Origin of the sequence: Thauera sp. SDU_THAU2, from assembly GCF_038260575.1 — a bacterium.
Taxonomy (GTDB): domain Bacteria; phylum Pseudomonadota; class Gammaproteobacteria; order Burkholderiales; family Rhodocyclaceae; genus Thauera.
This window is the reverse complement of sequence record NZ_JBBWUN010000005.1, coordinates 1-14,523: the sequence shown is the minus strand read 5'-3', so window position 1 is coordinate 14,523 and position 14,523 is coordinate 1. Positions and strand designations below refer to the sequence as shown.

The following is a 14,523-nucleotide window of genomic DNA, read 5'->3' as shown; positions in this document are numbered from 1 at the left end:
ACTTCGTTCAGTTACATCAGATGGGTGTTTAACCTTCGGATTCTATCGTGTTTCCCTAGTTTTCGCATTTATCGTGAAACGCTTTCGCGTTTTCGTGCGCCGCTTCACGCCGCGTGCAAAGAGTTCCAGAAACGGACCAGGGCTGCATGACTCGATCAGTTCGTACTGCTCATCGGGTTGCGGCTGTGCTCGCGCTTTCGGGTTCCGATGTAGTTGACTTGAGTTCGACCCGGCTGCAATGTACGTGCGTTCTTGCCACGAACGCCAAAAAGCAAAAGCTCGGTCACGTTGCGAAAGTAGAACCCAACACCGCGACCGTCGCTCCCACCATCCTTGCGCAGCTTGTGCCAGACGATGTTGGTTTGTAATTAAAGCCCCACGCCTTCATGACTTCCAGACCATCCGGCAGCAGTGCGTTGGGAACCCACATATACAGGTGCGCCACATCATCGGTGACGGTAGTGACCGGCGGCCTTGATGTCATCAAGTGTCATCGTGCCATAGCGATTGAGTCTTTTGTGCTCTGGCGCGACCTTGCCGGTTCGGTTCGTTGCCATGGAGGATCGGCAGGATCGTCCTGAACTTGCGATTGGCAGCAAAGGCAGTAAATTCACTCGCAGGAGAGATCTGGACATCCATCCAGGCATTGTATGCGCGTTCAATTGGACGTCAAGCAGCAGCGGAGCTGACCTTCCTCTCCTCCAGTTTGGTGTTGACGCAGCATCGGTACGCCTCCGCTCATGTCAGGGCGCCGATCATGCTGTCTGTAAGCAATAGACAGATGGCGAACAGCCCTCTTTCTCCAGGCTTAACCGTCCCGCCGAGACACGCCATAGAGGTCCGCAGCGCCGACTGCCTGCGCTTCTTCCGTGGTGTCTGCCGGGTAAAAGACATAGCTCGGCGCGACGATCGGGTGAACCTCTTTGGCGCGGATGACGAACACGCCATGGATCTTGAACCGGTCGCCCACCATGGCCTGCAGGGCTGCGCCCATGTCGAGAAATCGGGCGCTGACGGCGTCAGCTCGGTGGCGGCACCGATGACCTTGAAGCCTTTCTGCACAAAGATGTCCAGAAAGCTCACGCAGACTTGGGCGTTGTGCCCGATGCTCCTGGCAGAGCCGGGCGATGCGATATGAGCCACCCACGAGGTGCTCGTCGTCCACGTCGCCCAGACTTCCTTGGGCGACACGCTGGGCTGGCCATGCGCATCGGCCGTCGCCAGCCAGCACAGCACGCTTCGCCGAGCAGCCTGGCGAACATCGTCGGTCAGCACGCCCATCGTCATGTGATCTGCCCAGGTCAGGCCGCCCGCGGCGGACCCTGCCCGCCGCCAGCCTGGCGTTGGCGCGCGCGGTGTCGGTGTCCTCGGCGCGCGCCAGCGCCACGCCCATGCGGCGCTTGGCGAAGCTCTCGGGCTGCGAACAGGCGCAGGTCGGCGCCGGGCACGGCCAGGGCCTCGGCCACGCCGTCGAACGCACGATGCCTTGCGCATCGACGCCGCCGTAGATCACGGCGCTGGCGCCGAGGTTGCGCAGCGGGTGTCCACCGGCAGGCCCAGGATCGCGCGCGCGTGCAGTTCGAACTCGCTCTGGTGCTGGGTGCACAGCGTCACCAGGGCGGTGTCGATGCAGGCGCGGGCTGACCTCGCTGGAGCCACTGCTGGTCGCCCTTGACGAACAGTTCGACGCCGAACAGGCCCAGGCCGCCGAGGTCGTCTGTCACGGCCTTGGCGATCTGGCGGGACCGTTCGACGGCGGCCGGCGACATGGCCATGGGCTGCCAGCTTTTCCACGTAGTCGCCGCTGACCTGCAGGTGGCCGATGGGCGCGCAGAAATGCGTCTGCACCTGGCCGCCCGGGCCCTTGGCACGCACGGTCGGCTGGGTGATCTCGTAGTCGAAGTCGACGAAGCCCTCGACGATCACCCGGCCGTGGCTGACGCGGCCGCCGGCCATGGCATAGTCCACGCCCTGGACACATCACTCAGGCCGTCGATCCGGCTCCTGGCCCTTGCCGCTGCCCTGCTCATCACCGGCTTGACGATGCAGGGGTAGCCGATGCCTGGCTTGCCGTCCACGCCGTCGATGGCCGCCTGCAGCTCGCCCTGCGAATCACAGAACTGGTAGGGACTGGTGGGCAGGCCCAGGGTCTCGGCGGCCAGGCGGCGGATGCCCTCGCGGTCCATGGTCAGGCGCGCAGCGCAGGCCGTGGGGATCACGGTGATTTCGACGCCGGCCGCCTCCAGCTCCTGCAGCATGGGCGTGGCGATGGCCTCGATCTCGGGCACCACCAGAAGGCTGCCCGAACCCTCGCCGCTCGACCTCGATCAGCGCCTTGAGCTGGGCCGGGTCGCTCATGGTGATGGTGCGCGCATGGTGCGCCACCTGCTGGCCGGGTGCGTGGTCGTAGCGGTCGACGGCGATGGTTTCCACGCCCAGGCGCTGCAGCGCGATGATCACTTCCTTGCCGAGTTCGCCGCTGCCCAGCAGCATGACGCAGGTGGCCGTGGGGGACAAGGGGTGCCGAGCGTGGTCATCGTCGATGGAAGAAGGAAAAAATGAAAGAGGGATCGATCAGCAGGCCTCGCCCATGGCCTCGCCCAGGCGCACCGCGCGCGAGCGCCCAGTCGGCGTTGAAGCGGATGGTCTCGCGCGGCCACAGCATCACCACGGTGGAGCCGAGCAGGCTTGGCCCATCTCGTCGCCCACCGCCAGCACCTGCACCGGCCCGTCGTCGTAGGCCCATTCGCGGACATGGCCCGGCCGGGGCGGGTTGACCACCGCGTGCCAGGTGGTGGCCATGCTGCCCATGATCGCGCCCACCAGCACCAGCACGAACGGCCGCGTCTGGCCATCCGTGCCATGCGGCACGTCGAACACGCAGACCACGCGCTCGTTGCGCGCGAACAGGTAGGGCACGCCCTGCGCCGTGACCGGGTTGACCGGGAACAGCTCGCCCGGCACGTGGATCATGCGCCGCGGCCGCCCCTCGCAGGGCATGTGGATGCGGTGGTAGTCGCGCCTTGGGCTCGGGTAGATGGTGGCGAAGGCGCCGTCGTCGAACTGCGCGGCCAGCGCGGCGTCACCGCCCACCAGCGCGCGCGTGCTGTAGCGGTGTCCCTTGGCCTGGAAGACCTGGTCGCGCTCGATGGCGCCGAACTGGCTGATCGCGCCATCCACCGGGCAGACGAAGGCGGCGTCGGCCAGCGGCCGGGCGCGCCGGACCTGAGCGCGCGGGTGAAGAAATCGTTGAAGCAGCGGAACTGCCGGATGTCGGACTCGGCGGCCTCGGCCATGTCCACCTGGTAGCGGCGGATGAAGCGCGCGATGGCGGCCGCGTCACTCAGCCGCCCTCGGCACGCGCCAGCCGGCCGGCCGCCTCGGTCAGGGCGCGCTTGGGCAGCAGGTGTTGCAGGACGACGAAGGGCGACATCGGCAGGGACGGCAGGCGGCCCGGCGGCCACCCTGGGAGATTTCGATGCCGCGATTGTAGAGGTGGCCCCCAGCCGGCGCGGTTGCCGCCCTGCAGGCGCACAATCGCGCCATGACGCCCTCTTTGTTCAGCGCCGAGCCTGGTCAAGCGCTTCGGCGGCCAGACCGTGGTCAACGGCCTGTCGTTCGCCATCGCGCCCGGCGAGTGCCTGGGCGTGATCGGCCCCAACGGCGCCGGCAGGACCATCACCGTCCTGTCGCGCCTCGGGCCTGACCGCGCCCGACACTGGCCGCGTGCGGGCCTTCGGCCACGAGATGCCGCGCGACGCGCTGGCCATCAAGGCCCGCCTGGGCGTGGTCAGCCAGATGGACACGCTGGACCCGGACTTCTCCTGCGCCGAGAACCTGCTGGTCTACGGCCGCTACTTCGGCCTGCCGGACGCGCTGATCCGCGAACGCGTGCCACGAGGTACTGGAGTTCGCCGCCCTCACCCACCGGGCCGACGCCAAGCCCGGCGAGCTCTCGGGCGGCATGGAGCGGCGCCTGTCGCTGGCGCGCGCGCTGGTCGGCGACCCGCAACTGCTGTTGCTCGACGAGCCCACCACCGGGCTGGACCCGCAAGCCCGCCACCTGATGTGGGAACGCCTGCAACTCCTGCTACAGCAGGGCAAGTCGATCCTGCTGACCACCCATTTCATGGACGAGGCCGAGCGCCTGTGCTCGCGCCTGCTGGTGCTGGACCACGGCCGCAAGATCGCCGAGGGCCGGCCGCGCGAGCTGATCGCCCAGCACCTGGAGCCCGGGTGGTGGAGGTCTACGGCCCCGGCGCGCTGGCGCTGGCCGAGGCGCCGGCCCATGCCGCCATCCGCGCCCTGGCCGCGCGCGTGGAACTGAGCGGCGAGACGGTGTTCTTCTACACCGCCGACGCCGGCCCAGCTGCTGCAGGCCCTGGGCACGTGGCACGAGGGCTGCACACCCTGCACCGGCCGGCCAACCTGGAGGACCTGTTCCTCAAGCTCACCAGCCGCCAGGATCCGCGAGGAAGGATGAACACACCAACACCCTCCCATTGGTCCCCGCGCCCGGCTGTCGATGCGCTGGTGGCCGGTGTTCCGGCGCCCAACCTGCTGGTCTGGCGCAAGCTGGCCATCCCCAGCCTGGTGGGCAACATCGCCGAGCCGCTGATGTGGCTGGTGGCCTTCGGCTACGGCATGGGCGCGCTGGTCGGCCAGGTGAACATGGCCACGCCGCAGGGCACGGTGGCGGTGCCCTACATCCTGTTCCCTGGCCAGCGGCAGCGTCTGCATGAGCACGATGAACGCCGCCAGCTTCGAGGCGCTGTACTCGGCCTTCTCGCGCATGCACGTGCCGAGGACCTGGGACGGCATCATGAACGCGCCGGTGCGGCTGGACGACGTGGTGCTGGCCGAGATGCTGTGGGCGGCGTTCAAGTCGCTGTTCGCCGTCACCGCCATCCTGGGCGTGATGCTGGCGCTGGGCATCAGCCATTCGCCCAAGCTGCTGCTGGTGCTGCCGGCGGCTGCTGGCCGGCGTCGCCTTCTCGTGCCTGGCGCTGATCTTCGACGCGCTGGCCCAGGGCTACGACGACTTCTTCACCTACTACTTCCGCGCTGTTCATGACCCCGATGATGTTCGTCTCGGGGGTGTTCTTCCCGCGCGAGCAGTTGCCGGCCCTGATCCGCAGCCTGTCGGACTGGCTGCCCCTGAGCCATGCGGTGGAGCTGGTGCGCCCGCTGTTCATGGACCAGGTGGCCGGCGAACCCGGTGCTGCACATCGGCATGGCTTGCTGGCCTATGCGGTGCTGGGCTTCTGGGCCGCGCTGGCGCTCACGCGCCGGCGCTTCAGGCGCTGAGCCGGCTCAATGCACCGCGTGCAGCGCGGCTGTGCCTCGGCGTAGCACTCGCTGCCGGCGTCCATGAAGGCCTCGGCGTCGATCAGGGCGTCGTATTCGCGGACCTGCTGCCCGTGGGTCTTGGGGATCAGGGGCTTGTCCAGCGGGCGGCAGACGCGCTGGCGACTGCGCAGGGTGCGGCTGCTTTCCATGGCACTGATGACGGCCTCGGGGTCGAGCATCAGGACGAAGGGGTTGAGGCGGGGATGAGAGGCGTTCATGTCAGGGCTCATACCTGAAACCGGGTCAGACACAGATCGTTTGTCGATGTGACAAACTGTATTTATCTGTTCCAAGTTATTGAGTCGGCATTCCGCCAATCGCGCTGTAGGAAGTTGCCCGACAAAGCCGGAACTGCCCCCGAAACACCCGCCTTATCCCGCCGCCATCCCGGCCCCGTTCATGGTGTCGGCCCTGGCGCAGGGCCTCGACGCCGGCCCGCACCACCCCTTGCACGCTGCCGCTGTCGGCAAAGCAGCGGCGCAGGTAGCTCGCGTGGTTGCCCGCGCGCCCGGCGGTGCGCTCCACCTCCTCCAGCGCGGCCTGCGATTCGAGCACGTCGGCGTGGTGCGGATCTTGCGCACCGTGGCCAGCACGTCCTCGCGGATGCTGATCTGCTCGCGCGTCTTGGGGTTGACCATCATGCCGTCCAGGCCGAAGCAGCAGGCCTGGAAGCGGTTGTAGGTGTAGACGAGGTAGTCGTCCTCTTCCGGCGGCGGTTCACTGCGCTCCAGCAGGTGGCGGCACAGGGCCTGCAGGTAGCAGGCCAGCGCGGCCGACGCGCTCGACCGTCGGGGGCGTGTCGCACACCCGCGGCTCGATGGTGCCGTATTCGGGCTTGGGCCGGATGTCCCAGTAGAAGTCCTTCATGGACTTGACCACGCCCGTGCTCTCCATCTTGGTGATGTACCCGTTGGCGAACTCGTCCCAGCTCAGCACGAAGGGCGCGCGCCCGCTCAGCGGGAAGGCGAACACCGAGTTCAGGCGCGCCGAGTCGAACAGCGTGTCCACCCCTGCGAGAACGGCGACGAGGCCGACAGGGCGATGAAGTGCGGCACGTAGCGGTTGAGCAGGGTGCAGCAGGAACAGCGCCTCGTCGGGCGAGGCGCAGCCCGCATGCACGTGCTGGCCGAACACGGTGAACTGCTTGGCCAGGTAGCCGTACAGGCCGGGGGTGGCTGGAGGCGCGGCTTGGAGAAGATGCGGCGCTCGAACCAGCGCTGGAACGGGTGGGTGCCGCCGCCGGCGATCTCGATGTTGAGGCGGTCGCACGCGGCCACCAGGGTGTCGCGGATCTCGCGCGCAGCTGCGCCAGCAGCAGCTCGTGCGCGTGCTGCACGTCGGTGGCGATCTCGATCATGCTCTGCGTCATCTCGGGCGTCACGACGCCCAGGGCGAAGGCTTGCGCCGCGGCGACTCCAGCAGGTCGTTGGCCGAGCTGGACAGGTCGTAGTCGTAGCTGTTGACCGGTTGCAGCTCCAGCTCCACCCCCAGCGTCAGCGGCTCGGAGGCCTTGAAGGTTTCCAGGCGTGCGCTCACTCCTTGGTCACGTGGGTTTCGGCCGCGGCCAGCAGGCTGCGCTGGGTCACCACCGGCCCCAGCGCCACTCCCGCAGCATCATCATGGCGGCCACCACCGTCAGCACCTCGCCTGCGGGGCCGAAGCCGTGGGTACGGCTTTGTTCCAGCAGCACGATGGCGAAGACCGACATCGGCGTCGGCGCCAGCCCGGTGAGCAGACCCTTGCGCTCGGTGCTGCCCGACAGGCGCGCCGCCGCCATGTTGCACACCACCTTGGACGCCGTGCGCACCAGGATCAGCAGCAGCCCCAGCGCCATGCCGGTGCCGACCTCGCTCCAGTCGAGCAGCGAGGCGATGTAGACGAACAGGAAGACGCTGAGCAGGTCGCCCGCGGTGCCGAAGCCGCGCTGCGCGTTCGTCAGGTGCACGCGGCGCTCACGCGCCACGATGCCGAAGGCCAGGGCCGCCAGCGGCGGCGAAATGCTCAGGCCGAAGGTCATGGTGGTCAGCAGCACGACCGAGAGCGCGAACACCACCGTCACGCCGCGCTCGGACGTCTTCTGGCGGCGCAGCAGCCAGGGCATGGCCACGCCGAGCACGGTGCCGGCGGCCACCGAAGTCACCAGCACGTACACGCTGCCCAGCGCCGCCGCGGCGAAGTCGCCCGAGGTGCTCAGGTGCCAGTAGCCGGCCACCAGATGGAGCAGCAGCACCGCCACCATGCAGTTGATCGCGCACAGGTGCAGCACGCGCTCGGTCACCTGGCCGGTGCTGCGCATCTCGTTGGCCACGCGCACGATGCCGGCCGGCGAGGCCGACACCGACAGCGCGGCGATGATCAGGCGCGTGCCGGTCAGCTCGAACCAGGTGCTGGCGTAGTACACCAGCGCGAAGGTCAGGCCCGACTCCACCAGCCCCAGCACCAGCACCCAGGGGTTATGGCGGAACCAGCGCAGGTTGATGCGGTAGCCCAGCTCGAACAGCACCAGCGACAGCGCCACATTGGCCAGGAGGGCAGGCCGGGCACCGCGTCGGTCAGCCCGGCAGGTTGATCAGGCTGCCGGCCAGGCCCACCGCCACGTAGCTGGTGACGCGCGGTACCTGCCAGGCCTCGTACAGGCGCTCGCCCAGGAACCAGGCCAGCAGCAGCGCCAGCGGCCAGGCCATGGACTGCATCAGAAACGGAAAATCCGTCACCATGGTGTCTCCTCCTTCAGCGGTGTCAGACGGCGAAGCGGCCGCCGAGTTCACGCAGGCCGAGTTCATCCAGTATCTGCGCCAGCCGCTCGCGCGCCCGGGCCGTGGTGCCCGGTCGGGGCAGGTCGTGGCGCTTGGCCAGGATCAATTCGTTCTTCATCGAATGCTCCCAGCCTACCAGCTCGGTCACCGTCACTTCGTAACCGTGCGCTTCCAGCCGCAGGCAGCGCAGCACGATGATCTGGCTACCGAATTCGCGCGTGTGCAGCGGGTGCCGCCACAGCTCGGCCAGCGGCGTGCGCGACAGGTTCAGCGCCTTGTGCCGGCGCATGCTCGCGGCCACCTCGGCCTGGCAGCAGGGCACCAGCACCATGAAGCGCGCCTGCCGCGCCAGGCCGAAGTCGATCGCGTCGTCGGTGGCCGTGTCGCAGGCGTGCAGCGCGGTGACCACGTCGATGCGCCCGGGCAGGTCCGGGTGGTCCATGGCCTGCTGCACCGTGGAGGCCAGGAAGGCCATCCGGTCGAAGCCCAGCCGCGCGGCCAGCGCCGCGGGACTTGTCCACCAGCTCGGCGCGCGCCTCGATGCCGTACACCCAGCCCTGCGGCCGGGCCTTGAAGAACAGGTCGTACAGGATGAAGCCCAGGTAGGACTTGCCGGCGCCGTGGTCGGCCAGCGTCACGTCGCCGCGCGCGTCCAGCGCCTCCTGCAGCAGGGGCTCGATGAACTGCACCAGGTGGTAGACCTGCTTGAGCTTGCGGCGCGTGTCCTGGTTGAGCCGGCCGTCGCGCGTGAGGATGTGCAGCTCCTTGAGCTGCTCGACCGACTGGCCTTCGCGCAGCTCGGGCAGTTGCTCCCGCAGTGGGGGCGGTGGGTCGGTGTCGAATGGACGTTTTCGTCATGGGGGGATCATACGGAAGCCGCTTGACGGTGCACGGCCGGCGACAATGGACACCTATGCATCCTCATGAGTCCGCCCCTGGCGCCGGGGAACACCCCTACGCCCGCCTCACCCCCGATGTTGTCCTCGATGCGCTCGCCAGCGTCGGCCTCTGGGGCGACGGCCGCCTGTCGGCGCTGGGCAGCTACGAGAACCGCGTCTACCAGGCGGGGCTGGAATCGCCCGCCGCCGGCCATGCCCAGGTGGTGGTCAAGTTCTACCGTCCCGGCCGCTGGAGCAAGGCCCAGATCCTCGAAGAGCACGCCTTCGCGGCCGAGCTGGCCGCCGCCGAGGTGCCGGTGGTGGCGCCGCTGGCGTTCGAGGGCCGCACCCTGCATGCCTTCGAGGGCTTCGCCTTCGCGGTCTGCCCGCGCCGGGGCGGCCGCCGTCCCGAGCTGGAAGACCTCGACGTGCTCGAATGGATCGGCCGCTTCCTGGCCCGCCTGCACACGGTGGGCGCCGCCGCGCCGTTCGCGCACCGCCCCGCGCTGGACACCTCGACCTTTCTGCGCGAGCCGCGGCAATGGCTGCTCGACCACGAGGCCATCGCGCCCGAGGTGCGCGCCGCCTGGTCGCGCGCCTGCGAGGAGGCGCTGGCGCTGATCGAACGCCACCCCGCCCTGGCCGGTAACAACGGCGGCGACGGCATCGCCCGCCTGCGCCTGCACGGCGACTGCCACCCCGGCAACATCCTCTGGACGCCGGAAGACCAGCCCGGCGCCGGCCCCCACTTCGTCGACCTGGACGACGCCCGCACCGGCCCGGCCGTGCAGGACCTGTGGATGCTGCTCTCGGGCGAGCGCGCGCAGCAGAACCGCCAACTGGGCGCCCTGCTCGACGGCTACGAACAGGTGCGCGACTTCGACCGCCGCGAGCTGGCCCTGATCGAGCCGCTGCGCACCCTGCGCCTGATCCACTACAGCGCCTGGATCGCCCGCCGCTGGGACGACCCGAGCTTCCCACTCAACTTCCCTGGTTCGGCAGCCGTGATTACTGGCAGGGGCAGGTGAACATGCTGGCGGAACAGATCGAGGCCATGCAGGAAGCGCCGCTGATGGCCTGATCGCCCTCCGTCAAGGATGGGGCCATATAGCGCAGTGGCCGCTCACTCCAGGTGCTCGCGCATCAGCGCCTCGAACCATGCCAGGAAGACCGAAAAACGCCGCGAGCGCTGGCGGCGGTCCGGATAGAGCAGTGACACCGGCATGGACGCTGCACGCCAATCGGGCATGACCTCGACCAGCGGCCGCGCTCGAGCAGGTGCTGCACGTCAAAACGCGGAATCTGGATCAGGCCCAGGCCCGCCAGGCAAGCGGCGATGTAGCTCTCGGCGTTGTTCACCACCACACGGCTGGCGACCTCCAGCGACCGCGTGCCGCCGTCGGCGCCCCGGTATTCCCAGGGCACGGCGCGGCCGGTGGGGGGCGGCGTAACCCACGCATGCATGCCCTTGCGACAGGTCGTCGGGGTGCAGCGGCTCGCCATGTTCCCGCAGGTAGGCCGGGCTGGCGCAGTTGATCAGCGCGACCTGGCCCAGTGGCCACCCACCAGGCTGCTGTCGTGCAGCGTGCCGAAGCGCACCGCGCAGTCCACGCCTTCGGCCACGAGATCGATGGCCCGGTCGGTCGAGCCCAGGTTCAGTTGCAAGCGTGGGTGCTGGCGCAGCAGGGCGGGCGGCGCAGGGGCGACCAGGCGGCGCGCGATGCGGCTGGGCATGTCGACGCTGAACCGGCCCGAAACCTGGCGATGGCCGGCGTGGAACAACTGGTCGACCTCTTCCAGCTCGGCCAGCGGCGGGCGCACGCGCTCGAGCAACTGCTCGCCATCGGCGGTGGGCCTCACCCGGCGCGTGGTGCGGTGCAGCGAGCCGCGTGCCGAGCTGCGCCTCCAGCCGCTGGACCGCGGCCGAGACCGTGGCCCGGGGCGGCTCCAGCACGTGGGCGGCGCGGATGAAGCTGCCCATGTCGGCCACTTGCACGAAGACGCGGTACTGGTCGAGTCGGTCCATGCGAGGCAGCTTGGTGCGGTACGCGCCAGGCTCAGCCCTGCCGGCCCCACCACCACAGCCCCCAGGCCAGCGCGGCCGGCACGCCGAACAGCACCAGGTGGATCGGCGGCTCCTGCGCCAGCGTGTAGCCGTGGGACATGCCCGTGCGCGGTTCCAGGCCGACACGGCCAGCCACACCAGCGTGAAGCCGCCAGCGGCCAGCGTCCGGTGGGCCACCGGTGTCCAGCGCAGCAGCGCCGCCGCCAATGCCATCCCGACCACGACAAAGATCAGTGTCCGCATACATGCCTCGCTTACTTGGTGGTGTAGCCGCCATTGATGAGGATGGTCTGGCCGGTGATCCACCAGCCGTCGCTCACCAGGTGACGGATGAACGGTACCACGTCTTCGATGTGCGTCAGGCCGCTGGGCGACGCGGGTGAAAGGGCGGCGGCCGTCTTGTGGTACGCCACCGCCTCGGCGCTTTCCTGGCCGTAGAAGAAGGGCGTGTCCATGGGGCCGGGGCCGACCGCCGTCACCGAGATGCCGCGCGCGCCGAACTCCTTGGCCGCAGCGCGCGTGAAGTGCTCCACCGGGGCCTTGGTGCCGGCGTACGAGGCGTAAAAGGGCGTGAACGCACCGAGCAGCGAGGTCACCAGCGTCACGATCTTGCCGTTGTCGTTCACCTGCCGGCCGGCTTCCTTGAGGAAGAAGAAGGCCGATTTGGCGTTGATGGCGGCCATGTCGTCGTACTCGGCTTCGGTGACCTGGGCCATGGGCTTCTTGAGCACCTTGCCCACGGTGTTGATGGCGATGTCGGGACGGCCGACGGCCGCGAGCGCGTCGGCAAACAGCTTCTCGACCGCATCGGCGCTGCGCAGGTCGGCCTGCAGCGCGACCGCCCTGGCACCCGCCGCCTGCACCGCGGCCACCGTGGCATGGGCGTCTGCCGCCGAGGCTTCGCTGTTGTAGTGGATCGCCACGGCGCTGGCGCCATGGGCGGCGAGATCGCGGGCGATGAGGCCACCCAGGTTCTTGGCGCCACCGGCGATCAATGCAACCTTGCCGCGAATGGAATGGTCTGCCATGGGAATCTCCTTCACGTTGGACGAAGGCTCCAGCTTAGGCACGGGATGCACGCGGATAAACCGGCTGCGGCGGGATGGATTGTCCAGTCACGGCCCTCCAATCCCATGTCCATCGACACAAGAAAACCCTTCTGGCATTCATGTTTTTTGCAATTAAATTGCACACAATATAAAAGCGATCTACAGTTCGCTCCATGAACACGCCGCGTCTCTCCACCGATCAGGCCCTGCAGCTCGATCACCAGTTGTGCTTCGCGCTGTATTCCGCCTCGCTGGCCATGACCAAGCTGTACAAGCCCTGCTCGACGAACTGGGCCTGACCTACCCGCAGTACCTGGCGCTGCTGGCGCTGTGGGAGCGCGACGGCCTCACGGTGTCCGAACTGGGGCAACGGCTGTTCCTCGATTCGGGCACGCTGACCCCGCTGCTCAAACGGCTCGAAGCGGCCGGCCTGGTCTCGCGGCTGCGCGATACCGGCGACGAGCGCCGTGTGCTGGTGCGGCTGACGGCGCAGGGGCGCCAGCTCAAGACCCGGGCGCTGCGCATCCCCGCCTGCGTCCTGCAAGCCACGGGCTGCGAGCCCGCCGAAGTGCAGACCCTCACCCGGCAGATCCAGGCCTTGCGCGCGCGCCTGGCCGGATGAGCCCCACACACGTTTCCCTTCAACCACCCACCGCCTGGACCCACCAGGCCCCATCCTCCAGGAGATCACCATGGCTTCCCTCGACAAAGTCCTCTACACCGCCCGCGCCCACACCACCGGGGGCCGCGACGGCGCCTCGCGCACCGACGACGGCCGCCTCGACGTCACGCTGTCCTCGCCCGGCACGGCAGGCACCGGCACCAACCCCGAACAGTTGTTCGCCGCCGGCTACTCGGCCTGCTTCATCGGCGCGCTCAAGGCCGTGGCCGCCCGGCAGAAAGCCAGCCTGCCGGCCGACCTCGCCATCGACGCCGAGGTCGACCTGGGCCCGGTCGGCCAGGCCTACGGCATCGCCGTCCGCCTGACCGTGCACCTGCCCGGCCTGGACCGCGCCGCCGCCCAGGCTCTGGTCGACACCGCGCACCAGGTCTGCCCCTACTCGAACGCCACGCGCGGCAACATCGACGTGACGATCGCGCTGGCCTGAAACCGGGCCGCGGCGGCGATCCCCGCAATGCCAGGGCCCTCAGCCGCGCTTCTTGATCGCGCCCGAGAAGTGGCGCTCGCGCACCTTGCGGCGGCGCGCGGAACAGCACGGGCGGCATGTAGTCCTGCGAGACGCGCCAGCGCACCCCCCCGATGCGCTCGTTCCGGGCGCGCCGCGAAGATGGTGGTGTGCGCGCCGTTCACCTCTTCCTCCGGCCGGCCGTTGGTGTAGTAGAACAGCGCCAGCGACTTGCGCGAATCGCCTTCGGGGCAGGTCAACGGGTCGGGGTGGCCGTGGAAGGTGTTGCTGGTGGGCGAGAAGATCGCCAGGCGGTTGAACACGGGCAGGATCTTGGCGCCGCAGTAGGTCACCTCCTGGTCCCACAGTTCGAGGCTGCCGCCGTATTCCTCTTTCCAGTTCTTGTTCAGGTAGAGGATGACGTTGATGCGCCGGTCGAGGAAGTTCTCGTCGTGCTTGTTGAAGTCGGCGTGCAGCTTGAGCAGGCCGCCGCGCGGGGTCTGGTGCAGGCCGCCGCCGCGCATGTGCGGGTCGGCGATCATGTTGGGGACGCCGGTCACCGTCTCCAGGAAGCGCAGGAAGGGCGTCGAGTTGAACTGGAACAGCATGTTGCGCGTGACCGGGCCGAACTTCCTTTCGTCCACGCACACCAGCTTCTGTTCGGCCGGGCGGTTGTAGTTGTGCCACTCGATGTCGCTGGGCTTGGGAAACTCGGCCAGCATGGCCTCGGCCACGTCCTCGGGCAGGAAGTTGTCGAACGCCATGTGGTTGAACGGCGTGCCCTTGGCGTACTGCTCGGCCCCTTCGCGGGCCATGGCCTCGTAGCGGGGATCGTCGAAGATGAAGCGGGAGCCGAAATCTGCAAGCTGCATGGTGGAAACCTCTCTGGATGGTCCGGCCGGGGCGCATGGACATGGGCGCGCACCCGGCCGGCAGCCAGTATTCGAGGGGCAGCAGGTCCGGCTGTCTGATCCAGATCAAACCGGCAAAAAAAAGCGCCCCACGGCGGGGCGCCTTGTTCATTTTTAATGCTATCTTAATCGAAGATGGCTGTTGTTCGGCCCAGGTTGGCGCATGTTGGCGCCCGCAGAGGCCTGGCCACTGGACAGGGCCCGGTCACGGTCACCCAGGGTGCCTCCAGCCGCTCCATGGCATCGGCCAGCCAGTCGGCCTGCAAGGGAGCAGCCTCGGCCCGCGTGACCTGCCAGCCACCGCCACTGGCGCTCACCTGCGCGCGCCCCGCCCTGCCAGAACAGCCAGGCCAGCCAGGCGCACTGGTCGGCGCCGGGCGCTTCGCCC

18 protein-coding genes and 6 pseudogenes are annotated in these 14,523 nt (G+C 68.5%); 8 read left to right on the top strand and 16 right to left on the bottom strand.

Going from position 1 to position 14,523, the window contains the following annotated elements; all coding sequences use genetic code 11:
* Positions 1 to 808: 808 nt before the first annotated feature.
* The 5 genes and pseudogenes from AAFL97_RS24915 to AAFL97_RS24255 form a co-directional block, all read right to left on the bottom strand.
* Entirely contained in the window at positions 809 to 994 is a 186-nt protein-coding gene (locus tag AAFL97_RS24915) for a hypothetical protein (RefSeq protein WP_445954555.1), read from the bottom strand.
* 17 nt (positions 995 to 1,011) lie between these two features.
* Positions 1,012 to 1,281: pseudogene (locus AAFL97_RS24910) on the bottom strand (pyridoxamine 5'-phosphate oxidase family protein); the annotation flags it as partial.
* A 34-nt stretch (positions 1,282 to 1,315) separates the two neighbouring features.
* Positions 1,316 to 2,493: pseudogene (gene purT, locus AAFL97_RS24905) on the bottom strand (formate-dependent phosphoribosylglycinamide formyltransferase); the annotation flags it as partial.
* An 81-nt stretch (positions 2,494 to 2,574) separates the two neighbouring features.
* A pseudogene (gene asd, locus AAFL97_RS24260) lies at positions 2,575 to 3,433 on the bottom strand (archaetidylserine decarboxylase).
* A 127-nt stretch (positions 3,434 to 3,560) separates the two neighbouring features.
* Entirely contained in the window at positions 3,561 to 3,806 is a 246-nt protein-coding gene (locus tag AAFL97_RS24255) for a hypothetical protein (protein ID WP_341647283.1), read from the bottom strand.
* Positions 3,807 to 3,904: 98 nt separating this feature from the next.
* On the opposite strand from AAFL97_RS24255, the gene AAFL97_RS24250 reads away from it, so the two are divergent.
* The 3 genes from AAFL97_RS24250 to AAFL97_RS24240 are packed head-to-tail and all read left to right on the top strand — an operon-like array spanning position 3,905 to position 5,307.
* Positions 3,905 to 4,327, top strand: coding sequence for an ATP-binding cassette domain-containing protein (locus AAFL97_RS24250; protein ID WP_341647291.1), 423 nt, complete (start codon positions 3,905 to 3,907; stop codon positions 4,325 to 4,327).
* Positions 4,240 to 5,010 carry a hypothetical protein gene (locus AAFL97_RS24245; RefSeq protein WP_341647282.1) on the top strand — a complete coding sequence of 257 codons (771 nt, stop codon included), beginning with the start codon at positions 4,240 to 4,242 and terminating at the stop codon, positions 5,008 to 5,010. Before AAFL97_RS24250 ends, AAFL97_RS24245 begins: the two co-directional genes overlap by 88 nt.
* A 60-nt stretch (positions 5,011 to 5,070) precedes the next feature.
* Positions 5,071 to 5,307 carry an ABC transporter permease gene (locus AAFL97_RS24240; RefSeq protein WP_445954554.1) on the top strand — a complete coding sequence of 79 codons (237 nt, stop codon included), beginning with the start codon at positions 5,071 to 5,073 and terminating at the stop codon, positions 5,305 to 5,307.
* Here the strand turns inward: AAFL97_RS24240 and AAFL97_RS24235 are convergent.
* Positions 5,247 to 5,567: a hypothetical protein gene (locus tag AAFL97_RS24235; RefSeq protein ID WP_341647281.1), complete on the bottom strand. Its 321-nt coding sequence runs from the start codon at positions 5,565 to 5,567 to the stop codon at positions 5,247 to 5,249. The genes AAFL97_RS24240 and AAFL97_RS24235 overlap by 61 nt on opposite strands.
* A 181-nt stretch (positions 5,568 to 5,748) precedes the next feature.
* Here AAFL97_RS24235 and AAFL97_RS24230 point away from each other — a divergent pair, with 181 nt between their 5' ends.
* Positions 5,749 to 6,030, top strand: coding sequence for a hypothetical protein (locus AAFL97_RS24230; protein ID WP_341647280.1), 282 nt, complete (start codon positions 5,749 to 5,751; stop codon positions 6,028 to 6,030).
* Between the two features lie 36 nt (positions 6,031 to 6,066).
* On the opposite strand, the gene AAFL97_RS24225 is transcribed toward AAFL97_RS24230, so the two are convergent.
* The 6 genes and pseudogenes from AAFL97_RS24225 to AAFL97_RS24200 form a co-directional block, all read right to left on the bottom strand.
* Positions 6,067 to 6,501, bottom strand: a complete 435-nt coding sequence (locus AAFL97_RS24225; RefSeq protein ID WP_341647289.1) for a glutamate-cysteine ligase family protein — start codon at positions 6,499 to 6,501, stop codon at positions 6,067 to 6,069.
* Positions 6,502 to 6,572: 71 nt separating this feature from the next.
* A pseudogene (locus AAFL97_RS24220) lies at positions 6,573 to 6,626 on the bottom strand (hypothetical protein); the annotation flags it as partial.
* Positions 6,627 to 6,726: 100 nt separating this feature from the next.
* Entirely contained in the window at positions 6,727 to 6,885 is a 159-nt protein-coding gene (locus AAFL97_RS24215; protein ID WP_341647279.1) for a hypothetical protein, read from the bottom strand.
* 46 nt (positions 6,886 to 6,931) lie between these two features.
* Entirely contained in the window at positions 6,932 to 7,876 is a 945-nt protein-coding gene (locus AAFL97_RS24210; RefSeq protein ID WP_341647288.1) for a cation:proton antiporter, read from the bottom strand.
* 25 nt (positions 7,877 to 7,901) lie between these two features.
* Positions 7,902 to 8,066, bottom strand: coding sequence for a hypothetical protein (locus AAFL97_RS24205; RefSeq protein WP_341647278.1), 165 nt, complete (start codon positions 8,064 to 8,066; stop codon positions 7,902 to 7,904).
* Positions 8,067 to 8,088: 22 nt separating this feature from the next.
* A pseudogene (locus tag AAFL97_RS24200) lies at positions 8,089 to 8,923 on the bottom strand (class I SAM-dependent methyltransferase).
* A 95-nt stretch (positions 8,924 to 9,018) separates the two neighbouring features.
* Between AAFL97_RS24200 and AAFL97_RS24195 the strand changes: the two are divergent.
* Entirely contained in the window at positions 9,019 to 10,011 is a 993-nt protein-coding gene (locus AAFL97_RS24195) for a serine/threonine protein kinase (RefSeq protein WP_341647277.1), read from the top strand.
* Positions 10,012 to 10,519: 508 nt separating this feature from the next.
* On the opposite strand, the gene AAFL97_RS24190 is transcribed toward AAFL97_RS24195, so the two are convergent.
* From AAFL97_RS24190 to AAFL97_RS24180, 3 genes and pseudogenes are all read right to left on the bottom strand, one after another.
* On the bottom strand, positions 10,520 to 10,843 hold the full coding sequence (locus AAFL97_RS24190; RefSeq protein WP_341647276.1) for a LysR substrate-binding domain-containing protein: 324 nt from the start codon (positions 10,841 to 10,843) through the stop codon (positions 10,520 to 10,522).
* A gap of 34 nt (positions 10,844 to 10,877) precedes the next feature.
* Positions 10,878 to 11,009: pseudogene (locus AAFL97_RS24185) on the bottom strand (helix-turn-helix domain-containing protein); the annotation flags it as partial.
* A gap of 293 nt (positions 11,010 to 11,302) precedes the next feature.
* Positions 11,303 to 12,076, bottom strand: coding sequence for an SDR family oxidoreductase (locus tag AAFL97_RS24180; RefSeq protein ID WP_341647275.1), 774 nt, complete (start codon positions 12,074 to 12,076; stop codon positions 11,303 to 11,305).
* Positions 12,077 to 12,270: 194 nt separating this feature from the next.
* Here AAFL97_RS24180 and AAFL97_RS24175 point away from each other — a divergent pair, with 194 nt between their 5' ends.
* The 3 genes from AAFL97_RS24175 to AAFL97_RS24165 all read left to right on the top strand — a co-directional run bounded on the left by AAFL97_RS24175 (position 12,271) and on the right by AAFL97_RS24165 (position 13,206).
* Positions 12,271 to 12,396: a hypothetical protein gene (locus AAFL97_RS24175; protein ID WP_341647274.1), complete on the top strand. Its 126-nt coding sequence runs from the start codon at positions 12,271 to 12,273 to the stop codon at positions 12,394 to 12,396.
* Positions 12,375 to 12,719, top strand: coding sequence for a MarR family winged helix-turn-helix transcriptional regulator (locus AAFL97_RS24170; protein ID WP_341647287.1), 345 nt, complete (start codon positions 12,375 to 12,377; stop codon positions 12,717 to 12,719). The genes AAFL97_RS24175 and AAFL97_RS24170 overlap by 22 nt, the downstream gene beginning before the upstream one ends.
* 70 nt (positions 12,720 to 12,789) lie before the next feature.
* The gene (locus AAFL97_RS24165; protein WP_341647273.1) at positions 12,790 to 13,206 is read left to right on the top strand and encodes an organic hydroperoxide resistance protein; all 417 of its coding nucleotides are present in this window, start codon (positions 12,790 to 12,792) and stop codon (positions 13,204 to 13,206) included.
* Here the strand turns inward: AAFL97_RS24165 and AAFL97_RS24160 are convergent.
* Complete coding sequence (locus AAFL97_RS24160; RefSeq protein WP_341647272.1) at positions 13,155 to 14,096, bottom strand: 2OG-Fe(II) oxygenase; 942 nt, start codon at positions 14,094 to 14,096, stop codon at positions 13,155 to 13,157. The two genes, AAFL97_RS24165 and AAFL97_RS24160, sit on opposite strands and share 52 nt — an antisense overlap.
* Between the last annotated feature and the right edge of the window lie 427 nt (positions 14,097 to 14,523).

Coding starts and splice junctions, on each gene's coding strand:
- AAFL97_RS24915 (WP_445954555.1), bottom strand. CDS start 994: ATGGGCGCAGCCCTGCAGGCCATGGTGGGCGACCGGTTCAAGATCCAT.
- AAFL97_RS24240 (WP_445954554.1), top strand. CDS start 5,071: ATGACCCCGATGATGTTCGTCTCGGGGGTGTTCTTCCCGCGCGAGCAG.
- AAFL97_RS24235 (WP_341647281.1), bottom strand. CDS start 5,567: ATGAACGCCTCTCATCCCCGCCTCAACCCCTTCGTCCTGATGCTCGAC.
- AAFL97_RS24230 (WP_341647280.1), top strand. CDS start 5,749: ATGGTGTCGGCCCTGGCGCAGGGCCTCGACGCCGGCCCGCACCACCCC.
- AAFL97_RS24205 (WP_341647278.1), bottom strand. CDS start 8,066: ATGGTGACGGATTTTCCGTTTCTGATGCAGTCCATGGCCTGGCCGCTG.
- AAFL97_RS24195 (WP_341647277.1), top strand. CDS start 9,019: ATGCATCCTCATGAGTCCGCCCCTGGCGCCGGGGAACACCCCTACGCC.
- AAFL97_RS24180 (WP_341647275.1), bottom strand. CDS start 12,076: ATGGCAGACCATTCCATTCGCGGCAAGGTTGCATTGATCGCCGGTGGC.
- AAFL97_RS24175 (WP_341647274.1), top strand. CDS start 12,271: ATGAACACGCCGCGTCTCTCCACCGATCAGGCCCTGCAGCTCGATCAC.
- AAFL97_RS24165 (WP_341647273.1), top strand. CDS start 12,790: ATGGCTTCCCTCGACAAAGTCCTCTACACCGCCCGCGCCCACACCACC.
- AAFL97_RS24160 (WP_341647272.1), bottom strand. CDS start 14,096: ATGCAGCTTGCAGATTTCGGCTCCCGCTTCATCTTCGACGATCCCCGC.